The following is a 21,946-nucleotide window of genomic DNA, read 5'->3' on the forward strand; positions in this document are numbered from 1 at the left end:
CCCCAACCAGGCATGCGCGTTATGATCCGCACGCTGCATACGGATCGACACGTGTAATCTGGAAACCCGCCACGTACGATCGGGCTGGTACGATCGTCCGGCCTGATGATCCACGGGCGATGTTGGGGCGCGAGGATTATGAACACGCCACCTGGGCAACAGGCGCTCAGGGCGGCGACAAGAACGCGCCACCCGGCACGTTCTGAGTGCTCCGCCGATCCTATCTATTCACCAGCGTAATGCAGATGGACTTGCGGTTACGGCCTGCGTGGAATGAGGCTGTCGGCGGTGGCGACAAATTGGCGAGCGGAACCCAGGCGGCGTTCGCGGATCTGCCAGTTGAGCCACGCGTTCTGAAACGCCACGAGTGTCAGAAATGTCCAGAAGGGTGCGAACTCCAGCGCAGCAAGGAGTTGGCTGCCCTTCCAGTGGGAAAGGAGCATTTCTCCGGTCCAGCCAAGCACCAGAACAACAGCGAGCATACTGGCAGCAAGCGCCCGCCTGTATGTCTCATGCTGTCTCTGATCGAGTAAGATCGCCACAACGCGGGGTTCGACGCCGTATTCGGCAGCGACCGCGGCGATATCAATAGGGGTACCGTCTGGCGCCCGCGGGCCCTGCATACCGGCTTTAGGCTTCAGTAATGCCTTCCCGAGGGCTTCAATCAGCGCGGCATTCCTCGTTACATCGGACCAGGCGACCAATGTACGTGGGTCGCCAATCACCACGCGGGCCACCTTGCGCGTTCTTTCAAAAAAACGCCGCGGGCCGGTCTGGTCCTGTCGTGTCTTCATTGCGAGACCGAGGTGAGAAATGTGGCGACATCCGTGGGAACGCCGTCGAGCCGGCCGGTCCCGCCATTGCGGTGCATCCAGACGAACGTTGGTGTCCCTGTGAGCCCTATCTGCCGTGCAATCCGGGTATTACGGGCAAGCTTCTCCCCACTATCCGGTTCAGGTGCAGCCAATCCCGGGTTTAGACGACCGTTGACCCACGCTTGTGCCATCTCGTTTGCCGGGAGCGATAGCATGGTTCTCGCATTGACGGTACTGGCGCCGTTATCCTCGTAATCAAGCAATGACAGCGGGACTATTTTCAGGCGAACTTTCCCTGCATCGATTGCGGGCTGAAGGATATGCATCGCCTTCATCGAGTAAATGCATTGCGGGTCTATGAACATGATGACTTCCGGGGCGGAAGGTATCCCTATAAGGCCTCCCGAGAGCCCCTGGAACTCGGACTGTTCGTTAGCGTCGGATGAAGCGCCAGAGATACTGATTTCTGGGACGGCTCCAGGAATGCCCCTGATCTGGTCTTTCGTGATGTCCTGTCCGGTGGCGCCCCACATCCGGGCCGCGACTGCTGCCTTGCCATCCGGGGTCGCATAGACGACCTGAAAACGATTATCTGCCCGAACAAACATTCCCCTGATGCCATCGACCGGTGCGAGATCGTGGGCGCGCGACCCGGCCAGTGAACGTAGGGTGTCGTAGGGTACCGGAATCATCGTGCCGCTAAGCACGATTGCATGGCTTTCCGGAGCGAAAAAGACGAGGAGTTCGTTCCGGGTATGGGCGATGCCAGCTTCGAACCCGTGGAGATCGGGTAGTTTTTCGATGTTGGCCCCTGCGATCCCAAGGTGGGCGACTGCATCGGTCCTACCTTTATCATCATGTTCCAGGGTCGGCCCTATGGTGTCGCTCCTGGACTCAATCGGAGTAGACACAGAGCATTGCTGTCCTCGCGCTGGCGCGTGCATGAGCAGGAGAAATGGCAACACGTAGAAACAGCGCATGGCGGACTCCGGACAATACCTATGTCCTGTACGCCCTGATCATGCGACTGCGATTAAAAAATCATCCCTTGTCGTTTCCCCTTTCTTGAGACAGGAGATTTTCAAAAGGGGGGGGGATCGGGGAGAGAATAAACGTATCTTCTGCTTCGCTTCCTAACTCCTCGACCGACATCTCGCTTATCATTTTTACAAGAATATCAACGCGGAGTTGCAAATAATGGGAATTCGGGTGGTCGTCTTTCAACTGACGGCCTTTTTCGTGGCAAAGCACCAGAATGGGGTGCAATGATCTTGCCTGCTCACGCCTGGCAGTTGATGTTTTCGCTGGAGAAGCAATGTATTCAATATTGCATCTCAGCGCTAAAATCGCCTGAACCAGCGTCAGACATAGCTGTCCGGATTGTTCGTCATCGATAAGCTCGAAACGCGAGCGAAGTTCATCAAACTTCATATCATCCTCACACGGATCAAGACGAACACACTGAAGCAACGCAGTGCACGGTTGCCATGTTTCTTACGGAGCGCTGGAGCGGCATAACCCGATATACTTTGCCATTATTGACGATTTCCGTAGTGATTTAATCTGGTCACCTGGCTCCACGGAATCATGATCAGGCTGCTCAATCTACACGATTCCGTCTTGTTGTAACGTATATCTCATTATTGTTACCAAGTGTTTCGTCAATATTCTGCGGGCAACGCATGTTCGAAACATGCCCTGCACTTTCTGGCTGATCGAAGGGCAGTCACGCCTGAGTGGCGAGAAAAAGCGTCTTCTACGTCATCTTCGACCGGGTCATGGCTTGAGGCAACCACCAATGTGCTGGATGATTGACGTATCGGAAGACATCCGCATCGTATCATCCGACCCATAGATCGTAGGAAATGATCCATGCATGCTCCACGCGGAGTTGCAAAAGGCTGAAAGAAGTTCAGAATATCTGTACTTGGATAATAGATCATGTTAGCATCATGCGATGCGCAGGACCAATATGACATCCAGAAGATCAAGGAGCGCCGTTCCCCCAGGGAAAACAATACAACTTGGACTGTTCCCGCTATCGGTCCAGTTGCGCCGTATTCAACCCAGTTTCAATGAGTGGCGGTATTACGGACTGTCAGTTCAGCCCGACCTGTTCGGTGGTGCTGCACTTGTTCGTAACTGGGGCAGGATCGGGACAGCTGGCACCCAGCGCGTGGATCTCTATCCCGACGAAGGCGCTGCGGTGAATGCTCTGACCGCGATGATCCGTTATCGCCTGAAACGCGGCTATATCGTTACACAGTCATGACTGGCAGCATTATCTGCAGGATAACCCGGGGTGATCATCAGACAGGTGATAGAGATAAATACTGTATCCGCTCACCACGTCATGGAAAATTCGTGTGTGGATATATTCCGACTAAAAAAACTTATCATCGACATTGAGGTGAGCCGTAGTTTTCGTGAAAGGCCCGCTGCATAAGCCGGTTTACGCCGTCTGATAGCGTAATCAGGGGCAGGCTCCGCCGCATACAATTTGCGTAAAACTTGATGTTCATGGTGCAATGTGATCGATGTAGGCAACGTACCGCAATATATAATTCAGCTTTCGATACGCCATATTTTGCCGATTGCATAAAGACTTACACTCCGGCAATGTTATTCGGCAAAAATATAGCGGAGAGGCTTTATCATGGACCAATCAGACGACCTAACCCCGGCAATTGTAATTGCCATGAGCGACATCGTGGCAGCGCATCTCGGCAATACCAATACCTCTCTGCCGACAGAACATGTCCCGGCGTTTATCCGCGATGTCTACGCCGCTATCCGCGAAACAACACCGGCCACAGAGAAAAACAGCAGCATCCCTGCCCAGCAACCCGCAGTTCCAGTCGCGCAGTCGGTATTTCCTGACTACATCGTCTGTCTGGAAGATGGCAAAAAACTCAAAATGCTCAAGCGTCACCTGCAGACAAGGTACGGAATGACGCCAACGCAATACCGAGAGAAGTGGCAGCTTCCTATGGATTATCCCATGGTTGCTCCGGAGTATGCCAAAATGCGGGCGACTCTGGCGCGAGACGCGGGTCTCGGACGTAAGGTTTTGGTGCCCCAGACCGCTCCCGTGGACGAAGCAACCGCAGCACCTTCTGTCGATAGTGCGACGAAAGAAGTGTTGGTCGACACTGCAGAGGCTGTATTACCCCCCAAAAAAACGATTTCGAAGCGATCCAGGTCGTCGGCAACTGAAACCGGATCTTCCGCGGCATCGCCAAAGAAAACGCCGGGTTCCAAGACTTCAGCGAGACCGCGTGCGGTACGGAAGACCGGCACGAAAGCAAAAGGGGCCAAGGTCTGACTGATCAGCCCAGCCTATCCGGCTTTGTCATAAGGCAGCCAGGCATCACCCGAACGTCAGGATGATCAGATGATGAATGTTCATGAGGAAGATGTTCGAGTTATCATTGCGCCAGTTCGCGCCACACTGCTCAAACTGGAAGATCTCGTCGCTGGGATTACCGATCTGAACGGGCATGATGAAATTGACTTTGGACAGTCTGTAGGTGACGAAAGCTGGTGAACACCAAATCGCAGGTCACGTGGGTTCCGGACTGCGGCGACATTGTCTGGTTGGAATTTGATCCCTCAGCCGGGGCGGAAACGGGCTGTGCATCGGCCTGCGGTGCTTCTCAGCCCTGCAAGTTATAATGCCAAAGCGGGGATGACGCTTTGCTGCCCCATGACCACTAAAATCAAAGGCTATCCGTTTGAAGTAGCCGTAGTAGTAAAACCCGCCAGTGTGGTCCTCTCTGATCAGGTGAGAAGTCTGGACTGGCGGATGCGGAACGCGAAGCTCAAAGGAAAGGTCTCGGCAAAGGAAATTGAGGCAGTTCGTCAGCATGCCAGATTACTGGCTGGCCGAGGAAAACAGGGAAGCCCGAACATTTCAATGTATTCAAACATGTCCTGCCGGACTTCTTAATATGTGTTGTAGGTTCGACGCTGCATGCGCTTGTCTGATGAGCGATCAACCACGTTCTACGCCGACATACAGGGCAACGTTGGCCTCTGCGCCAGAAAACGGAAACATGAGATGTGCAGCACAGCCGAACAGGGTCACGTTCGGTTGCGGCTGCCAGCACATTCCTGGCGGTAGGTTGCTATACGTTAGCAATGGCACCGGGCTGTGGTCGGGTTTTGTACTCTAATTGGGCAGGGGTGTGAAATCACCTGTTTCAGTCTGGGTGCGGGGTGAGTCTGGAGCCTTATCCTGACGCCGATGAGCGTTCAAAACGCCGGGTACCGGCTAGACGAGCCATCAGCCCGCATATGAGTGCGGCTGCACAACGCGGGCCTATGTATGATACCGGTGATCGGGTTGAAAAAGGCAGAGCTGGGTACCGAGGGCACGACAGCATCATGTCCGTCCGTAGCAAGGAACTTTAACAGATGCTCAAATCCGAGATACGAGCCTAGCCAGCTGTGGCAGAGCAGCACAAGTGGGCAAGACGCCACGCTTTCGGTGGGTGTTATTGACAGCCAGTCGGTTAAAACCGCTACAACAGCGGCCGCTGTGGTTATGACGCGAGCAAAAAAATCAAGGGTCGCGAGCGGCATATCTCGACCGGCACGCTGTGTCATGTCGTGGCAGCTGTCGTGCATCCCGCCGACATTCAGGATCATAACGGTGCGCCGCCGGCAGCAAGCAAAATACGCTCATTGTTCGCTTGGCTGCGCCATCTGATTGGTGAGGGTGGATATGCTGGCGAGAAGTTGCGTGGTGTGCTGGTCGAACGTGGCCGACGGACGATCGAGATCGTCAAGCGCAGCGATCGGGCTGAAGGCTTCATCATCATGCCGAAACGCTGGATCGTGGAGCGTCGCTTCGTATGACTCGGACGCTGCCGCCGTTTCACGAAACATGTCGAGGCACCAATCTCGTTATCCTGTGCACAGTTGATGATTGTCCATATCTGCAGGGTGCTGAGACAAATCAATCAAACCGCTTTCTAATTCAGGCTCTAACAGAGCCTTAAATTCACATATGAAATTATCGCTTACTCTAAATATAGAAATGATAATCATTTTCATAATATAAATTTTCTTTTGTAGACCGGATGTTCAGGTTCACGTCAGGTTTCTCTGTTACCGTCAGAAAGTCGTCGTCGTGATGGCAGGAACTTTATGTACGCCGGGGAACAGACGCTTATTATGCAAAGGATAGTGCGGGATAGTCTGTATGCAGCCTGTATTTTCTTCCTAGGGGTGTCGGCCGCTTGGGCGGATGATGGGACAGAGGGCATATGTATGACGGTCCGGCATGGTATACGTTTGCATGTAGATGGCATGTATGGGGGTTATCCCCATTCCGTACTGCGTGACGCCGTGCTGCAGGGCGTGGCGTGCCCCTCTGATGAAGCTGAACGGCATGTCTTCGGTCTCATTGCCGACCCGCCGCCACACCTGCGTATTTCCGTTACGAGGCCCATGGGGCAGGGGCAGCAGGGGGCGATTTCGGCCCGGCTGTTCTCGCAGGGGCATTTTGTCATCGGGGAACGCATGTCCCTTTCGCCCCTGGCGCGTTCGCAGTCCCCGTTTTCGGTCACGTCCGAGATCAATCTGCTGATGGCGCGACTGTGGAGCGATTTGGCCGAACGGATCAGCCATGGTGGTCGCGCCATTCCATGATGGCCTGAAGCATGAACCGCGCCATCCCCCCCATCGTGTCGATCGCCATGGCCTGTGCCCTGCCATGGATGGCCCTGGCCCAGGACGCCCGCCCTGGCCCATCCTTCCATGAAGCCGTCGGCATGGCCTGGGCGATCGATCCCGTCCGCACCGAACTTCAGGTCGGCCATCATTCCGCCCGCGCCCGCGCCAGCGCTGCCGGGTCATGGTTTGCCGGCGGCCCGACCCTGTCGGGTGAATACATGGATGACCACATGCTGGGCAGTAACGAAGGCTATACAACCTATCAGGGCGGCGTGTCGGTGCCGCTATGGCTGCCGGGGCAGGGCAGCGCCACGAAACAGGTCGCCAGCGCGGAAGCCGCGTCGATTGATGAACAGCTCAATGTCGAACACATGGCACTGTCCATCCGGGTGCTTGATGCAGGCGCCGCCGCCCTGATCGCCCGCAGCCGGGTGGATGTGGCCCGCACCCTGTATGATGCGACCGCGCGCATGGCCGCCAGCGCCACGCGCGCGGTGCAGGGGGGCGAACTGGCCGCGACCGACGGGCAGGTGGCGCAGGCGGCGATGGAGAACGCGCGCGATGAACTGGCCCTGGCACAGGAGGAAGCGCAGAACGCGACTACGGCCCTGGAGGTGCTGCTGGGGCGCCCGGTTGTGCCTGACCTGAGCCGTTATGGTGGCGGCGACGTGACGCAGGCCCGTTTTGTCAGCCCGCGCGACATGGAAGACAACGATCCCCGCATAAAGGTCGCGCACCGCAATGTGGAAGCCGCCGAAGCGAACATGAAACTGGCGCGCCGTTCGTTCATGCCCAACCCGGAAATCGGCGTGGACGCCATTCATGAAAAGCAGTACGGCAGCCCGTGGGATGATCGTGTGGGCGTGAATTTCAGCATCCCCCTGCCCAGCGAGGTCCGTAACACGCCCATCATGTCCGAAGCCCGCAACCGCCTGGCCACGGCCACCAGCCAGGAAACGCAGGCGCGGCGCATGGTGCATCTGGAAATGATGCGCGTGCGTGAACGCCTGATCGCGGCCACCACGGCACGACAGGCTACCCGCAGTGCCGCAGAGAATATGGAAAAGCGGGCCCAGGCGCAGGAACGGGCCTGGCGGGTAGGCGAAGCCGGTGTGGATACGGCGCTTGCCGCCCGGCAGGCGGCCGCCAATACCCGACTGGCCAGTGCCCGGGCTGAGGTGGAATGGCATGTCGCTAGCATCCGCATGCTGATTGCAACAGGTGTTGTGCCATGAAGCGGATTGCCTCCATCCTGTTTCTTCTCGGCCTGCCCGCCCTGCCTGCCCATGCAGGGGAGGGGGCGCTGCCCCCGATCGTGAAGCTGGACGGGGCGGCGGTTGCCAATGAAGGGGTAACCATCGTCACGGCCACGCCGGGTCGCGTGGCACCCATGCTGCCGGTCATGAGCCGGGTCATGCCCGATACGACGCGGGTCGTGCATATCCATCCCGCCGGCAGTGGCAAGGTGCTGGCAGTACTGGTACAGCCCGGAGCATCCGTGCAGCGGGGGCAGGCGCTGGTGCGCTATCAGGATCATTCCCTGCATGTTGCGCGCCTGCAGGCGGTTCAGATGCGTGCAGCGCTTGCTGCCGCCATTGCGGCCCGGACCGATGCGGCAGGCGCGGTGCAGCGGGCTAGGGCACTGGCTGGCGAGAGCATATCATTGGCCGAACTGCGCCGCAGGCAGGACGTGCTGGCACAGGCGGATGCCACCATGCGTGCACGCCAGGCGGATGTGGACACGTTGGGCCACCGTTTTGCCGAGGAGTTCAATTCATCATCGGAGCAGGACAGTCAGGGCGCGGAAGACGAAACCTCGACCCTGATCTCCCCTGTCAACGGCATGGTGCAGGTGATCGGTACGTCAGTGGCGGGTGATGTGGACCCGAGCATGGATGTGGCCACCGTCGCGGATCTGTCCAGCATATGGCTTGTCTCCGACATCCCGCCGGACCAGGCGGCGCGGATCGCACCAGGCGGCCAGCAGGTAACGCGGACGGCAGACGGCCCGTTTACATCCCGTATCGATACGGTGGACGGGATGGCCAGTTCCCTGACCGGGCTGGTCCGGGTCATAAGCCGTGTGTCAAACCCCACTGGCGCGCTGGTGCCCGGTATGGTGCTGGATTCCGCACTGGCTCAGCGTGACAGCGTGGCGGGTCTTGTCGTGCCGTCCGAAGCCATCCAGCAGATTGACGGGCGCAGCGTCGTGTTCGTGCGGGTGAACGCGACGGACTACCGGCCGGTCGTGGTCGATGTGGCACTGGATGACGGGCGGCAGGCAGTGCTGCGTTCCGGCCTGACAGAGGGCGAGCCGGTGGTGGGTCATGGTAGTTTTGCCCTGCGTTCCGTCATCGGTCTGGCCGGAATGGATGCAGACTGATGGCACATGCCTACCTTGCCACCCTGATCCGCGCGCGCATGCTGGTGCTGGGCGGTCTTGGCCTGCTGCTGGCCGCGGGCATCATGACTGTCCTGGGCCTGCCGGTGGAAGCGGTGCCGGATATTTCGCCCCGGCAGGTTCTCGTCTCGGTCGTGGCGCCGGGCCTTGCGACGGAGGAAGTGGAAAAACTCATCACCTTTCCCGTCGAGACCAGCATGACCGGAATCCCCGGCATGACTGACCTGCGTTCCGTATCGCGCGGCGGCGTCTCGGTGGTGTATGTGCAGTTTGCCGATGATACCGACATCAACCTGGACCGCACCCGCGTGAACGAGCGCATACAGCAGGCGCGTTCAAACATATCCGTGCCCGGCATTACCGTCAGCATGGGGCCGCTGGCCACTGGCATGGGCGAAATCATGCAGTTCCAGATCCGTGGCGCGGGGCGTTCGCTCATGGAACTCAACCGCATCATGAACTGGACCGTGGTGCCGCAGATGCGTCTTGTACCCGGTGTGGTGGATGTCAACGTCAATGGCGGGGCGGAAGAAACCTATGAGGTGACGCTGGACCCCGCGCGGCTGATCGGCAGCAACCTTTCGGTAGGCGAGGTCTATCGTGCGGTGGATGCCGGCAACGCGGCATCCGGCGGCGGATGGATCACGCACCATGCCGAACAGCAGAGCGTGGTCGGACGCGGGCTGGTCGGCAGCCTGGCCGACTTTGGCAACATTGCCGTGCGCACCAACCCCGATGGGTCCGCCGTGCGGCTGCGCGATCTTGGCCGCGTGCGCGCAGGCGCGCGCACCCGTCTGGGGGCGGTAACGCGTGACGGGCAGGGCGAGATTGTGATCGGCGTGGTGATGATGGAAAGCGGGGCGAGTTCCAACGCAACGCTTGCCGCGATCGACCGCGCCCTGCCGGGCATAAGGCAGGCGCTGCCCGCCGGGGTTACGATCGAACCCTATTACACCCGCGCCACCCTGACCGGGCAGACCATCGCCACCGTGCGTGACAACCTGGTCATGGGCGCCGTGCTGGTGGTGGGGGTGCTGGTGGTGGTGATCGGGAGCTGGCAGGCCGCCCTTGTCATTGCCTCGGTCATTCCGGTTGCCCTTGTCTGCGCGATGGCGGGCATGCGGCAGTTCGGTATCTCGGCCAACCTGCTCAGCCTTGGCGCAATCGATTTCGGCATGATTGTCGATGGTTCGCTGGTGGTGATCGAACATGTGCTGTCGCGGCGGGAGGAAGAACCGGAAGCGGAATTCATCCCGCTGGTCATCTCGTCCGTGCAGCAGGTCATGCGCCCGGTGGGGTTTGCCATACTGGTCATCATCATGGTCTACCTGCCGATCCTGACCCTGCAGGGGATCGAGGGGCACATGTTCCGCCCCATGGCGCAGACGGTCATCATGGCGCTGCTGGCGTCGCTGGCGTACTGCTTCATCTGCGTGCCCGTCCTGGCCGCCCTTGCGCTGGGGGGCGTGCGGCCTGCGGGTGATACGCGGCTGATTGCCTTCCTGCGCCGGCCCTATACCCATATGGTGACATGGGGGGAAACCCATCCACGCATCCTGTTTGGCGGTACGCTGGTGGTGCTGGCCCTTTCAGCGGGGCTTGCGATGAGGCTGGGCGGTGAGTTCATTCCCCAGCTTGATGAAGGGGCGCTGGCGGTCACCACCACGCGGCTGCCCTCGGCCTCGCTCGACACCGTGCTGGCGTCGGTCACGAAGCAGGAACAGATCCTGCGCCGCTTTCCCGAAGTGCGCTCCGTGGTCAGCAATACCGGCACATCCGCCATTCCGACCGACCCGATGGGCGTGAACGAGACCGACAGCTTCATCTTCCTCAACCCGCCCTCTACATGGAAGACCGCCCGCACGCAGGCGGGGCTTGTGGCCGCGATGGATGACACCCTGCGGCGCGAACTGCCCGATGCGCTGTATTCGTGGAGCCAGCCGGTGCAGATGCGCATGGACGACCTGCTGTCTGGCGTGCGCACGCAGATCGCGGTGTCGATCTTTGGCGATGACCTGGCCACGCTGGCCAATCTGGGTGACCGGGTGGTGGCAGCCATGTCGGGGGTGAAGGGAGCGGCAGACGTCGCGGCGGCGGGTGATGGCACCGTACCGCTGATCGTCGCCGATATCGACCGCACGCAGGCCGCCAGCCGCAATGTGGCGGTGCAGGACATTCTGGATACGGTGGAGGCGGTTGGCGGGCATGTCGGTACAAGGCCGGTCATCGTGGACAATGCCATCATCGGCACGCAGGTGCGTCTTGACCCCCGCACTGTTACATCTGCCGCCGCCGTCGCCGCGCTGCAGGTCCGGCGCATGGACGGGCAGGGCAATGTCCTGCTGTCACAGGTGGCGCATGTGCATGAAGTCGATGGCCCGCCGCGCATAAGCCGTGACCGGGTCCGCCGGCGCATGGTGGTGCAGGCCAATGTGCGCGGGCGCGACCTGGCCGGTTACGTGGCCGAAGCGCAGGCCCGTGTGGCGCGGGAGGTGAAACTGCCCGCAGGATATACCATGGAATGGGACGGGCAGTTCCGTAACCTGCAATCAGCCACAAGGCGGCTGGAAATCGTGCTGCCCGTTGCCCTTGGCCTGATCTTTGCGCTGCTGGTGGTGGCGTTTGGCGCGGTGCGGCCCGCGCTGCTGGTGTTCGTCAACCTGCCGGTGGCGGCAACCGGCGGCATCGTGGCGCTGACGCTGCGCGGCATGCCGTTCAGCATTTCGGCGGGGATCGGCTTCATCGCGCTGTTTGGCGTGGCGATCCTGAATGGCGTGGTGCTGGTCAGTGAGATCGCAGCCCTGCGGGCACGGGGAATGGCCGTGGCACAGGCGGCCTTTGCGGCCGCGGAATCCCGCTTCCGTCCCGTCATGGCCACAGCCCTTGTCGCCAGCCTTGGCTTTTTTCCCATGGCGTTTTCCGACAGTGCCGGGGCGGAGGTCGAACGCCCGCTGGCCAGCGTGGTGATCGGGGGACTGGTTTCGTCCACGCTCCTGACGTTGCTGGTATTGCCTTCATTATACGCCCGGGTCATGCGGGAAAAGGATCAGGACTGATGCGTATCCTTATTGTCGAGGATGAATACGATCTGGGTGTGGCGGTGCAGGAGCGCGTGGGTCTGGACGGGCATGCCGTGGACTGGTTCACGACGCTGGAGGACGCGCGCGCGGCCATGGCAACGGTGGATTATGATTTCATACTGCTCGACCTTGGCCTGCCCGATGGAAGCGGGCGCGACCTGCTGCGTGAGGTCCGCCGGACATCGTCTGACATCGCCATCCTCATCACCACGGCAGAAGACCAGATCAGTGACCGTATCGCGGGTCTGTCCGAAGGGGCGGATGATTATATCGTCAAGCCCTATGACCTGAATGAACTCGTGGCCCGCATTGCGGCGGTAGCCCGCCGGTATGCATCGCCGCGCAGGCAGGCGCACTGCCGCGTGGGAGAGATTACGATAGACCGGGAGAACCGGTCCGTATCGCGTGATGGCGAGCGGCTGGACCTGACCGCGCGCGAATGGAGCATCATGGAACTGCTCTCGCGCAGTCCGGGCCGGATCTATTCGCGCCAGCAGATCGACACGGTCCTTTATGCGCTGGATCGCGAAGTGGACAGCAATACTGTCGAGGTCTTCATCAGCCGCCTGCGGCGCAAGCTGGGCAATAACGTGATCCGGACCATACGCGGTCGTGGTTACTGCCTGGATGGAAAGAACGGCTCATGAAAAGCTGGAGCCTGTCCACCCGCATCATCAGCAGCGTACTTATGGTCGTTATTCTGGGGCTGCTGATCCTCAGTATCGCCGTGGGCGGATTTACCCGCTACGAGGTGACGGAACGGCTGGATAACTCGCTGCAGGAAGTGGCCGAGCGGTTGCAGACGGCGGTGGCCACGCGACTGCACGAACCGGGTGCGGCGTCATCCATCGCCTGGCTGCCCGAGGCCGGACCGCGCACACTGGCCTATCAGGTCGTGGACGTGAGTGGACATGTCGTGCTGCGTTCCCAGAATGCCCCGCAAACCGCATTTGTCAGCAACTGGCGGACCGGGTTTGCCAACGTCCCGCATTTTCGCGTTTATGTCGCGTCACCCGTGGCGGAGAAATACCGTGTCCTTGTGGGGGAACCGACCTTCCACCGGCGCGAGGCCGTCCGGCGCGCGATGCTGATCTCTGTCGTGCCCATGCTGCTTTTCATGCCGGTGATCTGGTGGCTGGTGCGCCTGATCGTGCGGCGCGCCCTGCGCCCGCTGGACCTGCTGCATGACGAGATGCGCGCACGTGGCAGCGGCAACCTTCAGCCCATTCCTCCCCTTGATCTCCCTGACGAACTAGTCTCCATCCAGCGCTCGATCAATACGCTGTTGGCGCGGTTGGAGGCAGCGCTCTCTACCGAGCGCGCCTTTGCCGCAAGCGCTGCGCATGAACTGCGTAACCCGCTTGGAGCCCTTCTGGCGCAGGTACAGATGCTGGGCCGACTGATGCCGGCGGGTTCGGATACGGGCCGGCGGGTGGAGGTCATTGCCGACCGGACCCGCAGGCTGGGCCGCACGGTGGAAAAACTGCTGCAGTTTTCCCGCGCCTCGTCCGGCGTCGCTTTCCGGCGCGACCGTTTCGACCTGATGACCGTAGTGCGTGTCCTTGTCGATGATCTTGGGCATAATCCGTGTGACGGGCAGGGCATTGTCATCGCGCCAGACGGGATTCACCACATATTCGTACATGGTGACATGGATGCGACCGGCATCATGTTGCGCAACCTGCTTGAAAACGCCCTGCTGCATGGAGGGCACCATATGCCCGTGCGGGTGGCCGTGCTACCAGATGGTGGAATCGACATCACCAATGACTGCCCCGCGCTGCCACCCGGCATATTCCAGCGGCTGACTAGCCCATTCGTGCGCGGCGGGACCGGTAATCATGGCAGTGGCCTGGGTCTCGCCATTGCCAGTAATATCGCTACCCAAATGGACGTTACTCTGCGCTTACGTTCCCCACTTACAGGATCTGCCAGAGGATTTGGTGTGTGTGTCACCTTTCCAAACTCGAAGGTAACCTAATTCATGACTGTAGAGGAACAGACGCGCAGGCAACTCCATTTTGCGTACTCTACTCCCCTATGTCACGAATGCCCTACGTCACGGTTGCCTGGTAGCAGCCCGTTGGCAATATTCTGAGAGGCTGCTTGGGAAAATCAGTCAACACGTGCCTATGGGTGGTGGGGTTGATGCGTCTTTCGCTGCGTACCGACTACGCTTTCCGTGTGTTGATCCACTTGGCGTGTAATCCTGATTCGCGTGTTACCGTCAGGAACATCACTGAGTTGCATGGCATTTCGCACAATCATCTTGTGAAAGTTGTACAACACCTGTGTCATGCCGGGATCGTACAAGGTACCCGGGGACGTACTGGTGGCATCCGTCTGGCTGTGTCTGCCAGAAACATAAACGTCGGTCATATTATGCGGCTCATGGAAACTGAAAAAGAATCCCCTGGTGCCTGTCACTCATCTGGCAATAACCAGTGTATACTGGGCAATGCTTGTCAGTTTCGCCATCTCATAGTACAGGCCGTTGATGCATTTATGGCATTTTCCGATGGGATGAGCTTACTGGATCTCACTAGTGGTTCAGGATAATGTGTTTGCTCACTTTTCCATCCTGGCATGATGCCTCCCTCAAACACTTGATAGAACATTTGAAGCCGTCGATGAAAAAAATATCACTGTAGTCATAGTGAATCTCGTGTGAAGTAAGATTCATATAATCTTCAGGTGAAAAGTTCACTTTGTTGCGGGTAATATAATGATAGCGGACGTTATTATTATTACGGTGTTGAAAGATTTTTACCAAAGTACGGACGGCTTCTAGGCTCGGGACACATAGCCAGAACATGACGGTTGCGGTGAGACAGATGGCTGAGAAGAAGACGGTCGGGCACCTGTTGTAGCGGGTTGCAACCCGCCGCCAGCCCTTGAGCCTTCCGAATATGATCTCGACGCGATTGCGGCGTTTATATTTTCTCTTGTCGTATCTGACCGGTTTTCCGCGAGATTTCTGTCCTGAAATGCAGGGCTTTTATACCTTTTGCTTCCAGGGCGTCCCTGAACCAGTCGGCGTCATCCCCGCGATCTCCCGGCATCCATTGTGCTTCAGGAAGACTATCCAGCAGGGCAGCGGCATCGGTATAATCGCTTATCTGTCCCGCAGTCATGAAAAAGCTCAGCGGTCGCCCACTCTGGTCGGTGATCGCATGCAGCTTCGTGTTTATGCCCCTCTGGTGCGGCCGATCAAGCGACCTGGATCCCCTTTTTTAGCCGCACGCTCGAAGCCGTGCGGTGTGCCTGGAGATACGTCGCATCAGTCATGATGGTCTGGGGCTCTGCCTTTCCGGCAGCCAGACCGTCCATCATCCGGGCGCAGATCCCCATGGCGCCCCAGCGCTTCCAACGGTTTTAGAGCGTCTTATGTGGACCGTATTCCCGGGGCGCATCGCGCCAGCGCAAGCCGTTCCGATTGACAAAAATGATGCCGCTCAGCATTCGGCGGTCATCAACGCAGGCTCTACCATGGCTCTTAAAGAAAAAGGGCCGCAGACGCTCCATTTGTTCGTCCGGCAGCCAAAACAGGTCGCTCATCTCCAGTCTCCTCACAGAGCCTGAATCAGATTCCCGCACTCAAATCAATGGGTTGTTATCATAGGGGATGAAGCCAGTCTGGAAAGCACTCGGGGGCTCAACTCGCGTTCATCACCATTTTCCCATTCGACCGCGAAAGTGTGTTGCCGCCATGACACGGACGCTGCGGCTTCATGGGCTACGTGGGCGAAATGCACCGTGACATTTGCCTACCGCGCTAACTGACTACTGGCGGAGATCACCATCATGACACCCGCCACGACCATGGCGGCATGACCAATATGGTGAAACAAGCGATCATGTAGGTGCGGCAACAGGTACTTCATGATTATTGATGACAGAACCGCCGCCGCAGCAACAGCGATACCCGCAATGCTGGCCCGGGTATTCAACAGGCCGAACTCAGCGTAGAGAGCGATCTTGAGCACATGCAGCATGATTTCGTTGGCCGCGCGGGTTGCGACGATTTCTTCCTTCCGCAGACCAAGTCGATAATAAAACCCATTGAACACCAGGCCGACCGCTCCGGTAAAACCGGAAATGAAGCCGGCGGTAGCACCCAGCACGTGCAGTTCGATAGCGTGGGGCGTTTTCACAGTGACCTGGGGTGCAGGCTTGCGAAAGAGAAGGGGAAGATTGCCCATCAGGAATACGCCAAGAAGCAGCGACAGATAGGCTGGCTCCATACGGCTCAATGCCCATGCGCCCAGGGCGGCGAAGGGCAACGCGGTGGGCGCAAAATGCCGGACGATGTCCCACCGGATCGCCTGCCGGAACGAGATGATGCGCGTCGCCGAACTGGCAACTGTCCCGATCGACAGGGCGGCTGGCACCTGAGTGCCAGGCAGCACCAGCCCCAGCAGGGGCATTAGGAGCAGCCCGGCACCGCCTCCCGACACGGCGCTCAGGCCAAATGCCGCGGCTGATGCAACCAGAATCAGGGACCAGAGCAGCATGGTTTGTATGAATCCCGATTTGGATCCCTGCTCGCCGGGACCGTTGCAGGCGGCCACATCGCATGGGCGCGCGGCATCATTATTTCTGGCGAAAGCTCACGGGGATGTCAGCTTACAATGCCCCAATCTTCAGTCGTATTTGCACATCTCTAACCAGCCAGGAGGTCTGCTGTCTATGAGGCCGTGAAGGCTAGATCTCTATGGGTAATTTAACGATACACCTTACGCCAGGGTTGTTGTGAGACAAGACGATCGTGCCCCGGTGCAGTTGTACTACGGCTTTCACCATGGTAAGCCCTAGCCCGTTACCGTCATGCGTACGGCTTGTATCAAGACGGACAAAGCGGTCGAATACCCGAAGCATGGCTTCGTCCGGAATGCCTGGACCATTATCGGCTATTTCTATCGTGATGGTCTTGTCCGAAAGCATTATGGTCGCTGTGATGGTGGTCTGGTCAGGCGTATGGCGTACGGCATTCTCGATCAGGTTGGAGAATGCCTGCCGTAAAAGGACTGGATGACCGGTGACGGTAGGGCAGGCGGGAATGATTTCGGTTTCCAGGCGCTGTCCATTGTCTTCGATAACGGAGCGATACGGTTCTAGAACTGATTCCAGAAGTCGTGCGGGATCGAGGGGTTCCATTTCGTTGTTCCATGCCCCGGACTCAAGTTGCGCCAGCTTGAGCAGCGAGGAAAATATTTCCAATGCGGCATCCAGATCCTCGATTGCACACTCGACCTGCTCATGCATGGTATCGGAAGGTCCATGTGCCCCAATGGCGCGCTCAAGATTCTGGCGCATACGCGCCAGCGGGCGGCGCATGTCGTGCGCGATGTCATTGGAGACCTGTTTCAGACTTGCAATCAGGTATTCATTCTGGTCGAGCATCGCATTGAGGCTCTCCGAGAGATGATCAAGCTCATCATCCGTGCCACGTAGCGGGATGCGGCGAGACATATCGCCCTGCATGATGCTCCGTGCCGTCCTGCTTATCGTCTCGATCCATTTCAGGATCAGGTTGCTCAGGAAAAGGCCGCCCGCTACCCCTATCAGACCAAATCCTGCAATGCCCCACAGGATCGTTGTCCATAATGCGCGTTGGAGATGCGTCAGGGGCGAGGCATCCATGCCCACGAAGTAATAGCCGCCGTCATCAAGGCGATAACCTATTCCATAAACGATATCCTGGTTGATTTCTTTCGGCAGGCGATGGGACCATGCCAGCCAGCGTTCGCCCGGCACTGGTCGCAGATGCAGCATGTTGCCTGCGACAATGACCTGTCCGGAGTCCTGAAGCAAATAATGGAAACCGGGTTCATGTTCGATCAGTCCTTGCACAACTGGCAGGAGATGTCGGACATCCGCAACACCAGCATCTGCAAATGTCTCATGGCTCTCGTTCTCCACTTCCCGGCGGATCTGCTGGCGCATGGTTGACTGGCTGTAAAGGCCTGACGTTATAGTCATGACCATGCCGCCCAATATAAAAAGACCGGCGAACAACGTGACGATACGAAACGACGTCGTGGCGATGATACGTCGTGTCTCCACATTTCGGCGTCGGGATATCCTATTCCACGACATCATTGGACATATTTATCATGTAGCGACATCCTCTCAGGATATGGATGACCGGACAAGATCCACCCGTCCCCGATCATGACAGGTCCGGTTGGCATAGGCTCCAGCCCTGTGGCCTGACTTTACCCTCAATGGTCTTTCCGCGTTAACCCCTTTGCCTTGTCCTGTCCGGAGAGAACTTACCGTCTTTTATTTTTTATATGCCTGCGCGTACGTAGTATTTGTTTTAATACCGTATAAAATATAATACATATACATCCACATTTATGATATGTATCACATGAAATATTGATATTATTTATTCTGTATTCAATTTGGAGACATGGTCGATACATTAAAAAATGCCAATAATTGTCTATCCATCGTCATGGATGGTGTCATGTAACAATGATTCTGATAACCTGATCAAGAACTCAGTCTCGCTGGGCGGGACATTAAATTTGTTGATTGGCCTGCTTCATGACGCTGGTAACACGCCCCCGCCTGCTTTTGGTTGAAGATGACCACGCAACTACGGATTACGTGCGGCAGGGACTGGAGGAAAGCGGAATTGACGTGGTTTGTGTCGCTAACGGGACCGATGGATCGCAGCATGCCCTGTCGCAAACGTGGGATATCGTCATTCTAGATCGCATGCTGCCTGGTCTGGATGGACTGACAATTCTCATGCGCATGCGCTCTTATGCCATCATGACGCCAGTCCTGTTCCTGACGACGATGGATGGCGTACCAAGCCGTGTCGCCGGTCTGCGGCATGGTGCGGATGATTACATGATCAAGCCATTTGCATTACGCGAGTTGGTCGCGCGCGTGCAGGTACTGCTTCGTCGATCATCTTCCTTCCAGCATACAACAATAATGAATGTGGCTGACGTTGAACTCAATCTGCTGACGCTTGCAGTGACACGGAATGGCGAAAAGGTTCTTCTGCAGCCTCAGGAACTAAAACTTCTGGAATATTTCATGAGGAATGCAGGCACGGTGCTTTCCCGGCAAATGCTGCTGAAGGATGTCTGGCATATGGATTTCCCGGTTCGTACGAACATCGTCGAAACGCATATTTGTCGTCTGCGGGAAAAACTGGGGCAGGACGGCCAACCTCTGATCCACACCGTCAGGGGTAGCGGTTATGTCATGAGTGCGTGACTCCCTGGCGGTATAGGATGATCTTGCATGCATGCCCGGTTCGGCCATCCTGGATGAGATGGGTACGCAAGCAGGATGACCATGGCGTGTAGGCAAATGCCTTTCGGTCCGACATCGTAGTCGGCCATTAACGATCGCAGCGACAACGGAATAGAGATCACTGCGCATATAATTCGCGTCCCGCAGGAGAAGCGGGGTTCCCATAGCCGCCTTGGGAAAGTCTTCAAGGAAGTTGATGCCCACTATCTATTGCCGGGATAGCATTATCCCACAGACCCATTTCTATGTAATATTATATTGTTTTTGTCACGATATAAATGAAATACAAGTCGCATGCAGAGCACTGAAACGAAAGCCTTTGATAGCACAATTACAAGAAGTACATTCACGATATCATTCCATTCGTTCAATATACAGAAATATTTAATACATTATGTCTGTACCCCGAATATCCGGCCGATGGCAGCCGTCACGGCCATCGCTACGATGCCCCAGAATATGACCCGCATTGCCGGACGCCATGGTGAGGCCCCACCTGCACGCGCACCCACGACTCCCAACACCGCCAGACCAATCAGGGATACAGCGGATACACTCCACGAGACCACGCTGGCTGGCGACAGCAGGGCTGCCAGCACGGGCAGTATGGCACCGGAAGAGAATGCGCTAGCCGATGCAAAGGCGGCCTGTACCGGGCGCGCCGCAGTCGCGTCCGAAATGCCGAGTTCATCGCGGGCGTGCGCCCCCAGTGCATCATGCTTCATGAGCTGAAGGGCAACCTTGCGTGACAGAATATCATCCAGGCCACGCTGACGGTATATCCCGGCCAGTTCGCTCACTTCAGCGTCCCAGCTACTGCCAAGCTCCTTTTTTTCGCGGGCGAGGTCAGCCTTCTCAGAATCCGCCTGCGAGCTAACGGACACATATTCCCCTGCGGCCATGGACATGGCCCCGGCAGCCAGACTGGAAATTCCAGCCAGCAGGATGCTCCCCTGTGTCGCATGGGCGCTGGCGACACCAATGATCAGGCTGGATGTTGACAGGATACCATCATTCGCCCCCAGAACAGCGGCCCGCAGCCAGCCCAGACGGGAGGTCGCGTGGATTTCTTTGGGGCGCAGCGGTATTTTACTTTCCATATTCATCGGATACATTCCCTGTCAGCAGCATTCTCTGAAAAACATTGTCCCGGAGAATGAAGTAATGAAAACACGCGGCCAGCGCATGACCCGTGGCAAGCACGATGATCAGCCAGCCATTCCACTGGTGCAGCCAGTGCAGAATGCCGACTGTCGATGTCGGAAACCTGCCAAAGGGCGGCATGATCTGGATGGACAGGAAACTCATGGCCTGCCCATTGCCCCATCGCCACAGATATCCCAGGAGGATTTCCAGCAGGACTAAACCATACAGGCTGTATTCCACGCAGCGCGCCAGCATGGCATCAAGCCAGCGATCGGCGGCGCGGATCTGCCGTCCCCAGCCTAGTCGCCATAGCAGGCGTGCGGGAAACAGAACGCTCAGTACCATGCCTGCCGTCAGGTGGGTCACCACCAGTTGATGGTGTAGCGGGTTCCGGAACAGGCCCCATAAATTCGCGGTTGCGAACTGCAGTATGATAATGGCCGTGCATCCCCAGTGGAAAATGATTGTTGGTGCGTCATAACGTGCTGGGGAAAGGCCAGATTTGTATTTCATCCGAACGATCATATCACTCAAACATGACGCGAACCTGAACGATTGGCCGCCTTGCCGATACCTGCGGTCCGTTGGTGTTCAGACTGTAAAAAAAGAATGGAGATGGTAAACCCACGACGACACCGGCAGCGAGCAAGGAACCTGTATCCAGATAACTGTGTGGCGCCCGTGACCTAATGACATCGCAGAATATGTGCAAGCTACGGCCATTTTCGGTAAACCGGATCGCAAATGTGATGGACTGAGCTTGTTTCCCCGTTATGGAATGGCACGCTTCCCCTGTGCGATCCGGTTCGCCAGATCGCCCCATAGGCGTGCTGTTGCAAGGTTGATGTCTGCCTTTACCGAAAAAGGAGACTGGGTGCGTGAGAAAGGAGAGAGGGACATCCGTTCGCCGATAACGAAATGCCCTTGTGAAAACAGCATGATGGACAGCGATCCCTGCTGGCCCTGCCCGATGGGGCGCATGACGGCAATACGCATATGGGGCGGCGGTATCGCAATGGTATGGAAAGCGCGTAGTTCTGCATCCCCCGAAGGACAGGCTACGCTCTCCAGCACCGCATCACGCAGGACGGAATGGGGATATCCGCCATACGTGCCGTCGACATGCAGCCGGATACCCTGTTCCACTGTCTCGCAAATACCGTTTGTTTCTGTTTCTGTTTCTGTTTCTGTTTCGGCGCGCGCCACACAGCCGGATATGCTGACTATCATCAGGATTGCCAATCCGTAATGCACTATCGATCTCATAATATTTGTCCGGCCTCCTGGCACCTGACCCTGGCCATGCCATCATGCCGATGCTCGCTGTTCTTGTAACACGCAGACATGACGTGAACCTGAACACGGAAAATAAGGTCACGGGGGAGACGCTGCTAGCAAGAGATCAGCCGTTATGAGCAATGGTAGGGCGGCCAATCCTTGTAGCAGGCAGCATGGTACTCAGTATTACCACGCATGCCGGCGATCATTTTGTGCAGGCAGCCAAAGTGAAAAGTCTGAATTGTTTTCCATAGAAGCGGCAGCCG

The 21,946-nt window shown here is 57.6% G+C and carries 20 protein-coding genes and 2 pseudogenes; 13 read left to right on the forward strand and 9 right to left on the reverse strand.

Translation table 11 applies throughout. The annotated features are described in order from the left end of the window. Nucleotides 1-257: 257 nt before the first annotated feature. The 3 genes from R5N89_RS14225 to R5N89_RS14235 form a co-directional block, all read right to left on the reverse strand. Nucleotides 258-794, reverse strand: a complete 537-nt coding sequence (locus tag R5N89_RS14225; RefSeq protein ID WP_110569791.1) for a hypothetical protein — start codon at nucleotides 792-794, stop codon at nucleotides 258-260. Next, nucleotides 791-1,795 carry a thiol:disulfide interchange protein gene (locus tag R5N89_RS14230; RefSeq protein ID WP_208624714.1) on the reverse strand — a complete coding sequence of 335 codons (1,005 nt, stop codon included), beginning with the start codon at nucleotides 1,793-1,795 and terminating at the stop codon, nucleotides 791-793. Before R5N89_RS14230 ends, R5N89_RS14225 begins: the two co-directional genes overlap by 4 nt. A gap of 61 nt (nucleotides 1,796-1,856) precedes the next feature. Beyond that, nucleotides 1,857-2,246, reverse strand: a complete 390-nt coding sequence (locus R5N89_RS14235) for a hypothetical protein (RefSeq protein WP_110569790.1) — start codon at nucleotides 2,244-2,246, stop codon at nucleotides 1,857-1,859. 526 nt (nucleotides 2,247-2,772) lie between these two features. On the opposite strand from R5N89_RS14235, the gene R5N89_RS14240 reads away from it, so the two are divergent. The 12 genes and pseudogenes from R5N89_RS14240 to R5N89_RS14295 all read left to right on the forward strand — a co-directional run bounded on the left by R5N89_RS14240 (nucleotide 2,773) and on the right by R5N89_RS14295 (nucleotide 14,534). Further along, nucleotides 2,773-3,087, forward strand: coding sequence for a WGR domain-containing protein (locus R5N89_RS14240; protein WP_186336128.1), 315 nt, complete (start codon nucleotides 2,773-2,775; stop codon nucleotides 3,085-3,087). Between the two features lie 384 nt (nucleotides 3,088-3,471). Continuing rightward, the gene (locus tag R5N89_RS14245) at nucleotides 3,472-4,140 is read left to right on the forward strand and encodes a MucR family transcriptional regulator (RefSeq protein WP_110569788.1); all 669 of its coding nucleotides are present in this window, start codon (nucleotides 3,472-3,474) and stop codon (nucleotides 4,138-4,140) included. A 69-nt stretch (nucleotides 4,141-4,209) separates the two neighbouring features. After that, nucleotides 4,210-4,362, forward strand: coding sequence for a transcriptional regulator (locus R5N89_RS14250; RefSeq protein WP_053323998.1), 153 nt, complete (start codon nucleotides 4,210-4,212; stop codon nucleotides 4,360-4,362). Nucleotides 4,363-4,464: 102 nt separating this feature from the next. Next, nucleotides 4,465-4,764, forward strand: a complete 300-nt coding sequence (locus R5N89_RS14255) for a type II toxin-antitoxin system PemK/MazF family toxin (RefSeq protein WP_078527732.1) — start codon at nucleotides 4,465-4,467, stop codon at nucleotides 4,762-4,764. A gap of 519 nt (nucleotides 4,765-5,283) precedes the next feature. Then, nucleotides 5,284-5,795: pseudogene (locus tag R5N89_RS14260) on the forward strand (transposase); the annotation flags it as partial. A 198-nt stretch (nucleotides 5,796-5,993) separates the two neighbouring features. Next, nucleotides 5,994-6,470: a hypothetical protein gene (locus R5N89_RS14265; RefSeq protein WP_370664434.1), complete on the forward strand. Its 477-nt coding sequence runs from the start codon at nucleotides 5,994-5,996 to the stop codon at nucleotides 6,468-6,470. Nucleotides 6,471-6,481: 11 nt separating this feature from the next. Then, a complete protein-coding gene (locus R5N89_RS14270; protein ID WP_019092071.1) occupies nucleotides 6,482-7,729 on the forward strand; it encodes a TolC family protein in 1,248 nt (415 codons plus the stop codon). After that, on the forward strand, nucleotides 7,726-8,877 hold the full coding sequence (locus R5N89_RS14275) for an efflux RND transporter periplasmic adaptor subunit (protein WP_110569787.1): 1,152 nt from the start codon (nucleotides 7,726-7,728) through the stop codon (nucleotides 8,875-8,877). Before R5N89_RS14270 ends, R5N89_RS14275 begins: the two co-directional genes overlap by 4 nt. Further along, nucleotides 8,877-11,951 carry an efflux RND transporter permease subunit gene (locus R5N89_RS14280; protein ID WP_110569786.1) on the forward strand — a complete coding sequence of 1,025 codons (3,075 nt, stop codon included), beginning with the start codon at nucleotides 8,877-8,879 and terminating at the stop codon, nucleotides 11,949-11,951. The genes R5N89_RS14275 and R5N89_RS14280 overlap by 1 nt, the downstream gene beginning before the upstream one ends. After that, complete coding sequence (locus R5N89_RS14285; protein WP_014106853.1) at nucleotides 11,951-12,622, forward strand: response regulator transcription factor; 672 nt, start codon at nucleotides 11,951-11,953, stop codon at nucleotides 12,620-12,622. Before R5N89_RS14280 ends, R5N89_RS14285 begins: the two co-directional genes overlap by 1 nt. Beyond that, nucleotides 12,619-13,956: a histidine kinase dimerization/phospho-acceptor domain-containing protein gene (locus R5N89_RS14290; RefSeq protein WP_014106854.1), complete on the forward strand. Its 1,338-nt coding sequence runs from the start codon at nucleotides 12,619-12,621 to the stop codon at nucleotides 13,954-13,956. Before R5N89_RS14285 ends, R5N89_RS14290 begins: the two co-directional genes overlap by 4 nt. 167 nt (nucleotides 13,957-14,123) lie before the next feature. Next, complete coding sequence (locus R5N89_RS14295) at nucleotides 14,124-14,534, forward strand: Rrf2 family transcriptional regulator (protein WP_082267083.1); 411 nt, start codon at nucleotides 14,124-14,126, stop codon at nucleotides 14,532-14,534. Between the two features lie 244 nt (nucleotides 14,535-14,778). Here the strand turns inward: R5N89_RS14295 and R5N89_RS14300 are convergent. The 3 genes and pseudogenes from R5N89_RS14300 to R5N89_RS14310 form a co-directional block, all read right to left on the reverse strand. Then, nucleotides 14,779-15,533 (reverse strand): annotated as a pseudogene (locus R5N89_RS14300) (IS5 family transposase); the annotation flags it as partial. A 209-nt stretch (nucleotides 15,534-15,742) separates the two neighbouring features. After that, on the reverse strand, nucleotides 15,743-16,489 hold the full coding sequence (locus R5N89_RS14305; RefSeq protein WP_241503147.1) for a sulfite exporter TauE/SafE family protein: 747 nt from the start codon (nucleotides 16,487-16,489) through the stop codon (nucleotides 15,743-15,745). Nucleotides 16,490-16,679: 190 nt separating this feature from the next. Then, nucleotides 16,680-18,077: a HAMP domain-containing sensor histidine kinase gene (locus R5N89_RS14310; protein WP_053324002.1), complete on the reverse strand. Its 1,398-nt coding sequence runs from the start codon at nucleotides 18,075-18,077 to the stop codon at nucleotides 16,680-16,682. 453 nt (nucleotides 18,078-18,530) lie between these two features. Here R5N89_RS14310 and R5N89_RS14315 point away from each other — a divergent pair, with 453 nt between their 5' ends. Further along, on the forward strand, nucleotides 18,531-19,217 hold the full coding sequence (locus R5N89_RS14315) for a response regulator transcription factor (protein ID WP_007396728.1): 687 nt from the start codon (nucleotides 18,531-18,533) through the stop codon (nucleotides 19,215-19,217). A 431-nt stretch (nucleotides 19,218-19,648) separates the two neighbouring features. Here R5N89_RS14315 and R5N89_RS14320 read toward each other — a convergent pair whose 3' ends face one another. From R5N89_RS14320 to R5N89_RS14330, 3 genes are all read right to left on the reverse strand, one after another. Further along, the gene (locus tag R5N89_RS14320) at nucleotides 19,649-20,356 is read right to left on the reverse strand and encodes a VIT family protein (RefSeq protein WP_007396730.1); all 708 of its coding nucleotides are present in this window, start codon (nucleotides 20,354-20,356) and stop codon (nucleotides 19,649-19,651) included. Continuing rightward, on the reverse strand, nucleotides 20,346-20,927 hold the full coding sequence (locus R5N89_RS14325) for a cytochrome b (protein WP_007396731.1): 582 nt from the start codon (nucleotides 20,925-20,927) through the stop codon (nucleotides 20,346-20,348). Before R5N89_RS14325 ends, R5N89_RS14320 begins: the two co-directional genes overlap by 11 nt. 246 nt (nucleotides 20,928-21,173) lie before the next feature. Continuing rightward, complete coding sequence (locus tag R5N89_RS14330) at nucleotides 21,174-21,668, reverse strand: hypothetical protein (protein ID WP_014106858.1); 495 nt, start codon at nucleotides 21,666-21,668, stop codon at nucleotides 21,174-21,176. Nucleotides 21,669-21,946 lie beyond the last annotated feature (278 nt).

The sequence above is a fragment of the Komagataeibacter sucrofermentans DSM 15973 genome (assembly GCF_040581405.1).
GTDB lineage: Bacteria > Pseudomonadota > Alphaproteobacteria > Acetobacterales > Acetobacteraceae > Komagataeibacter > Komagataeibacter sucrofermentans.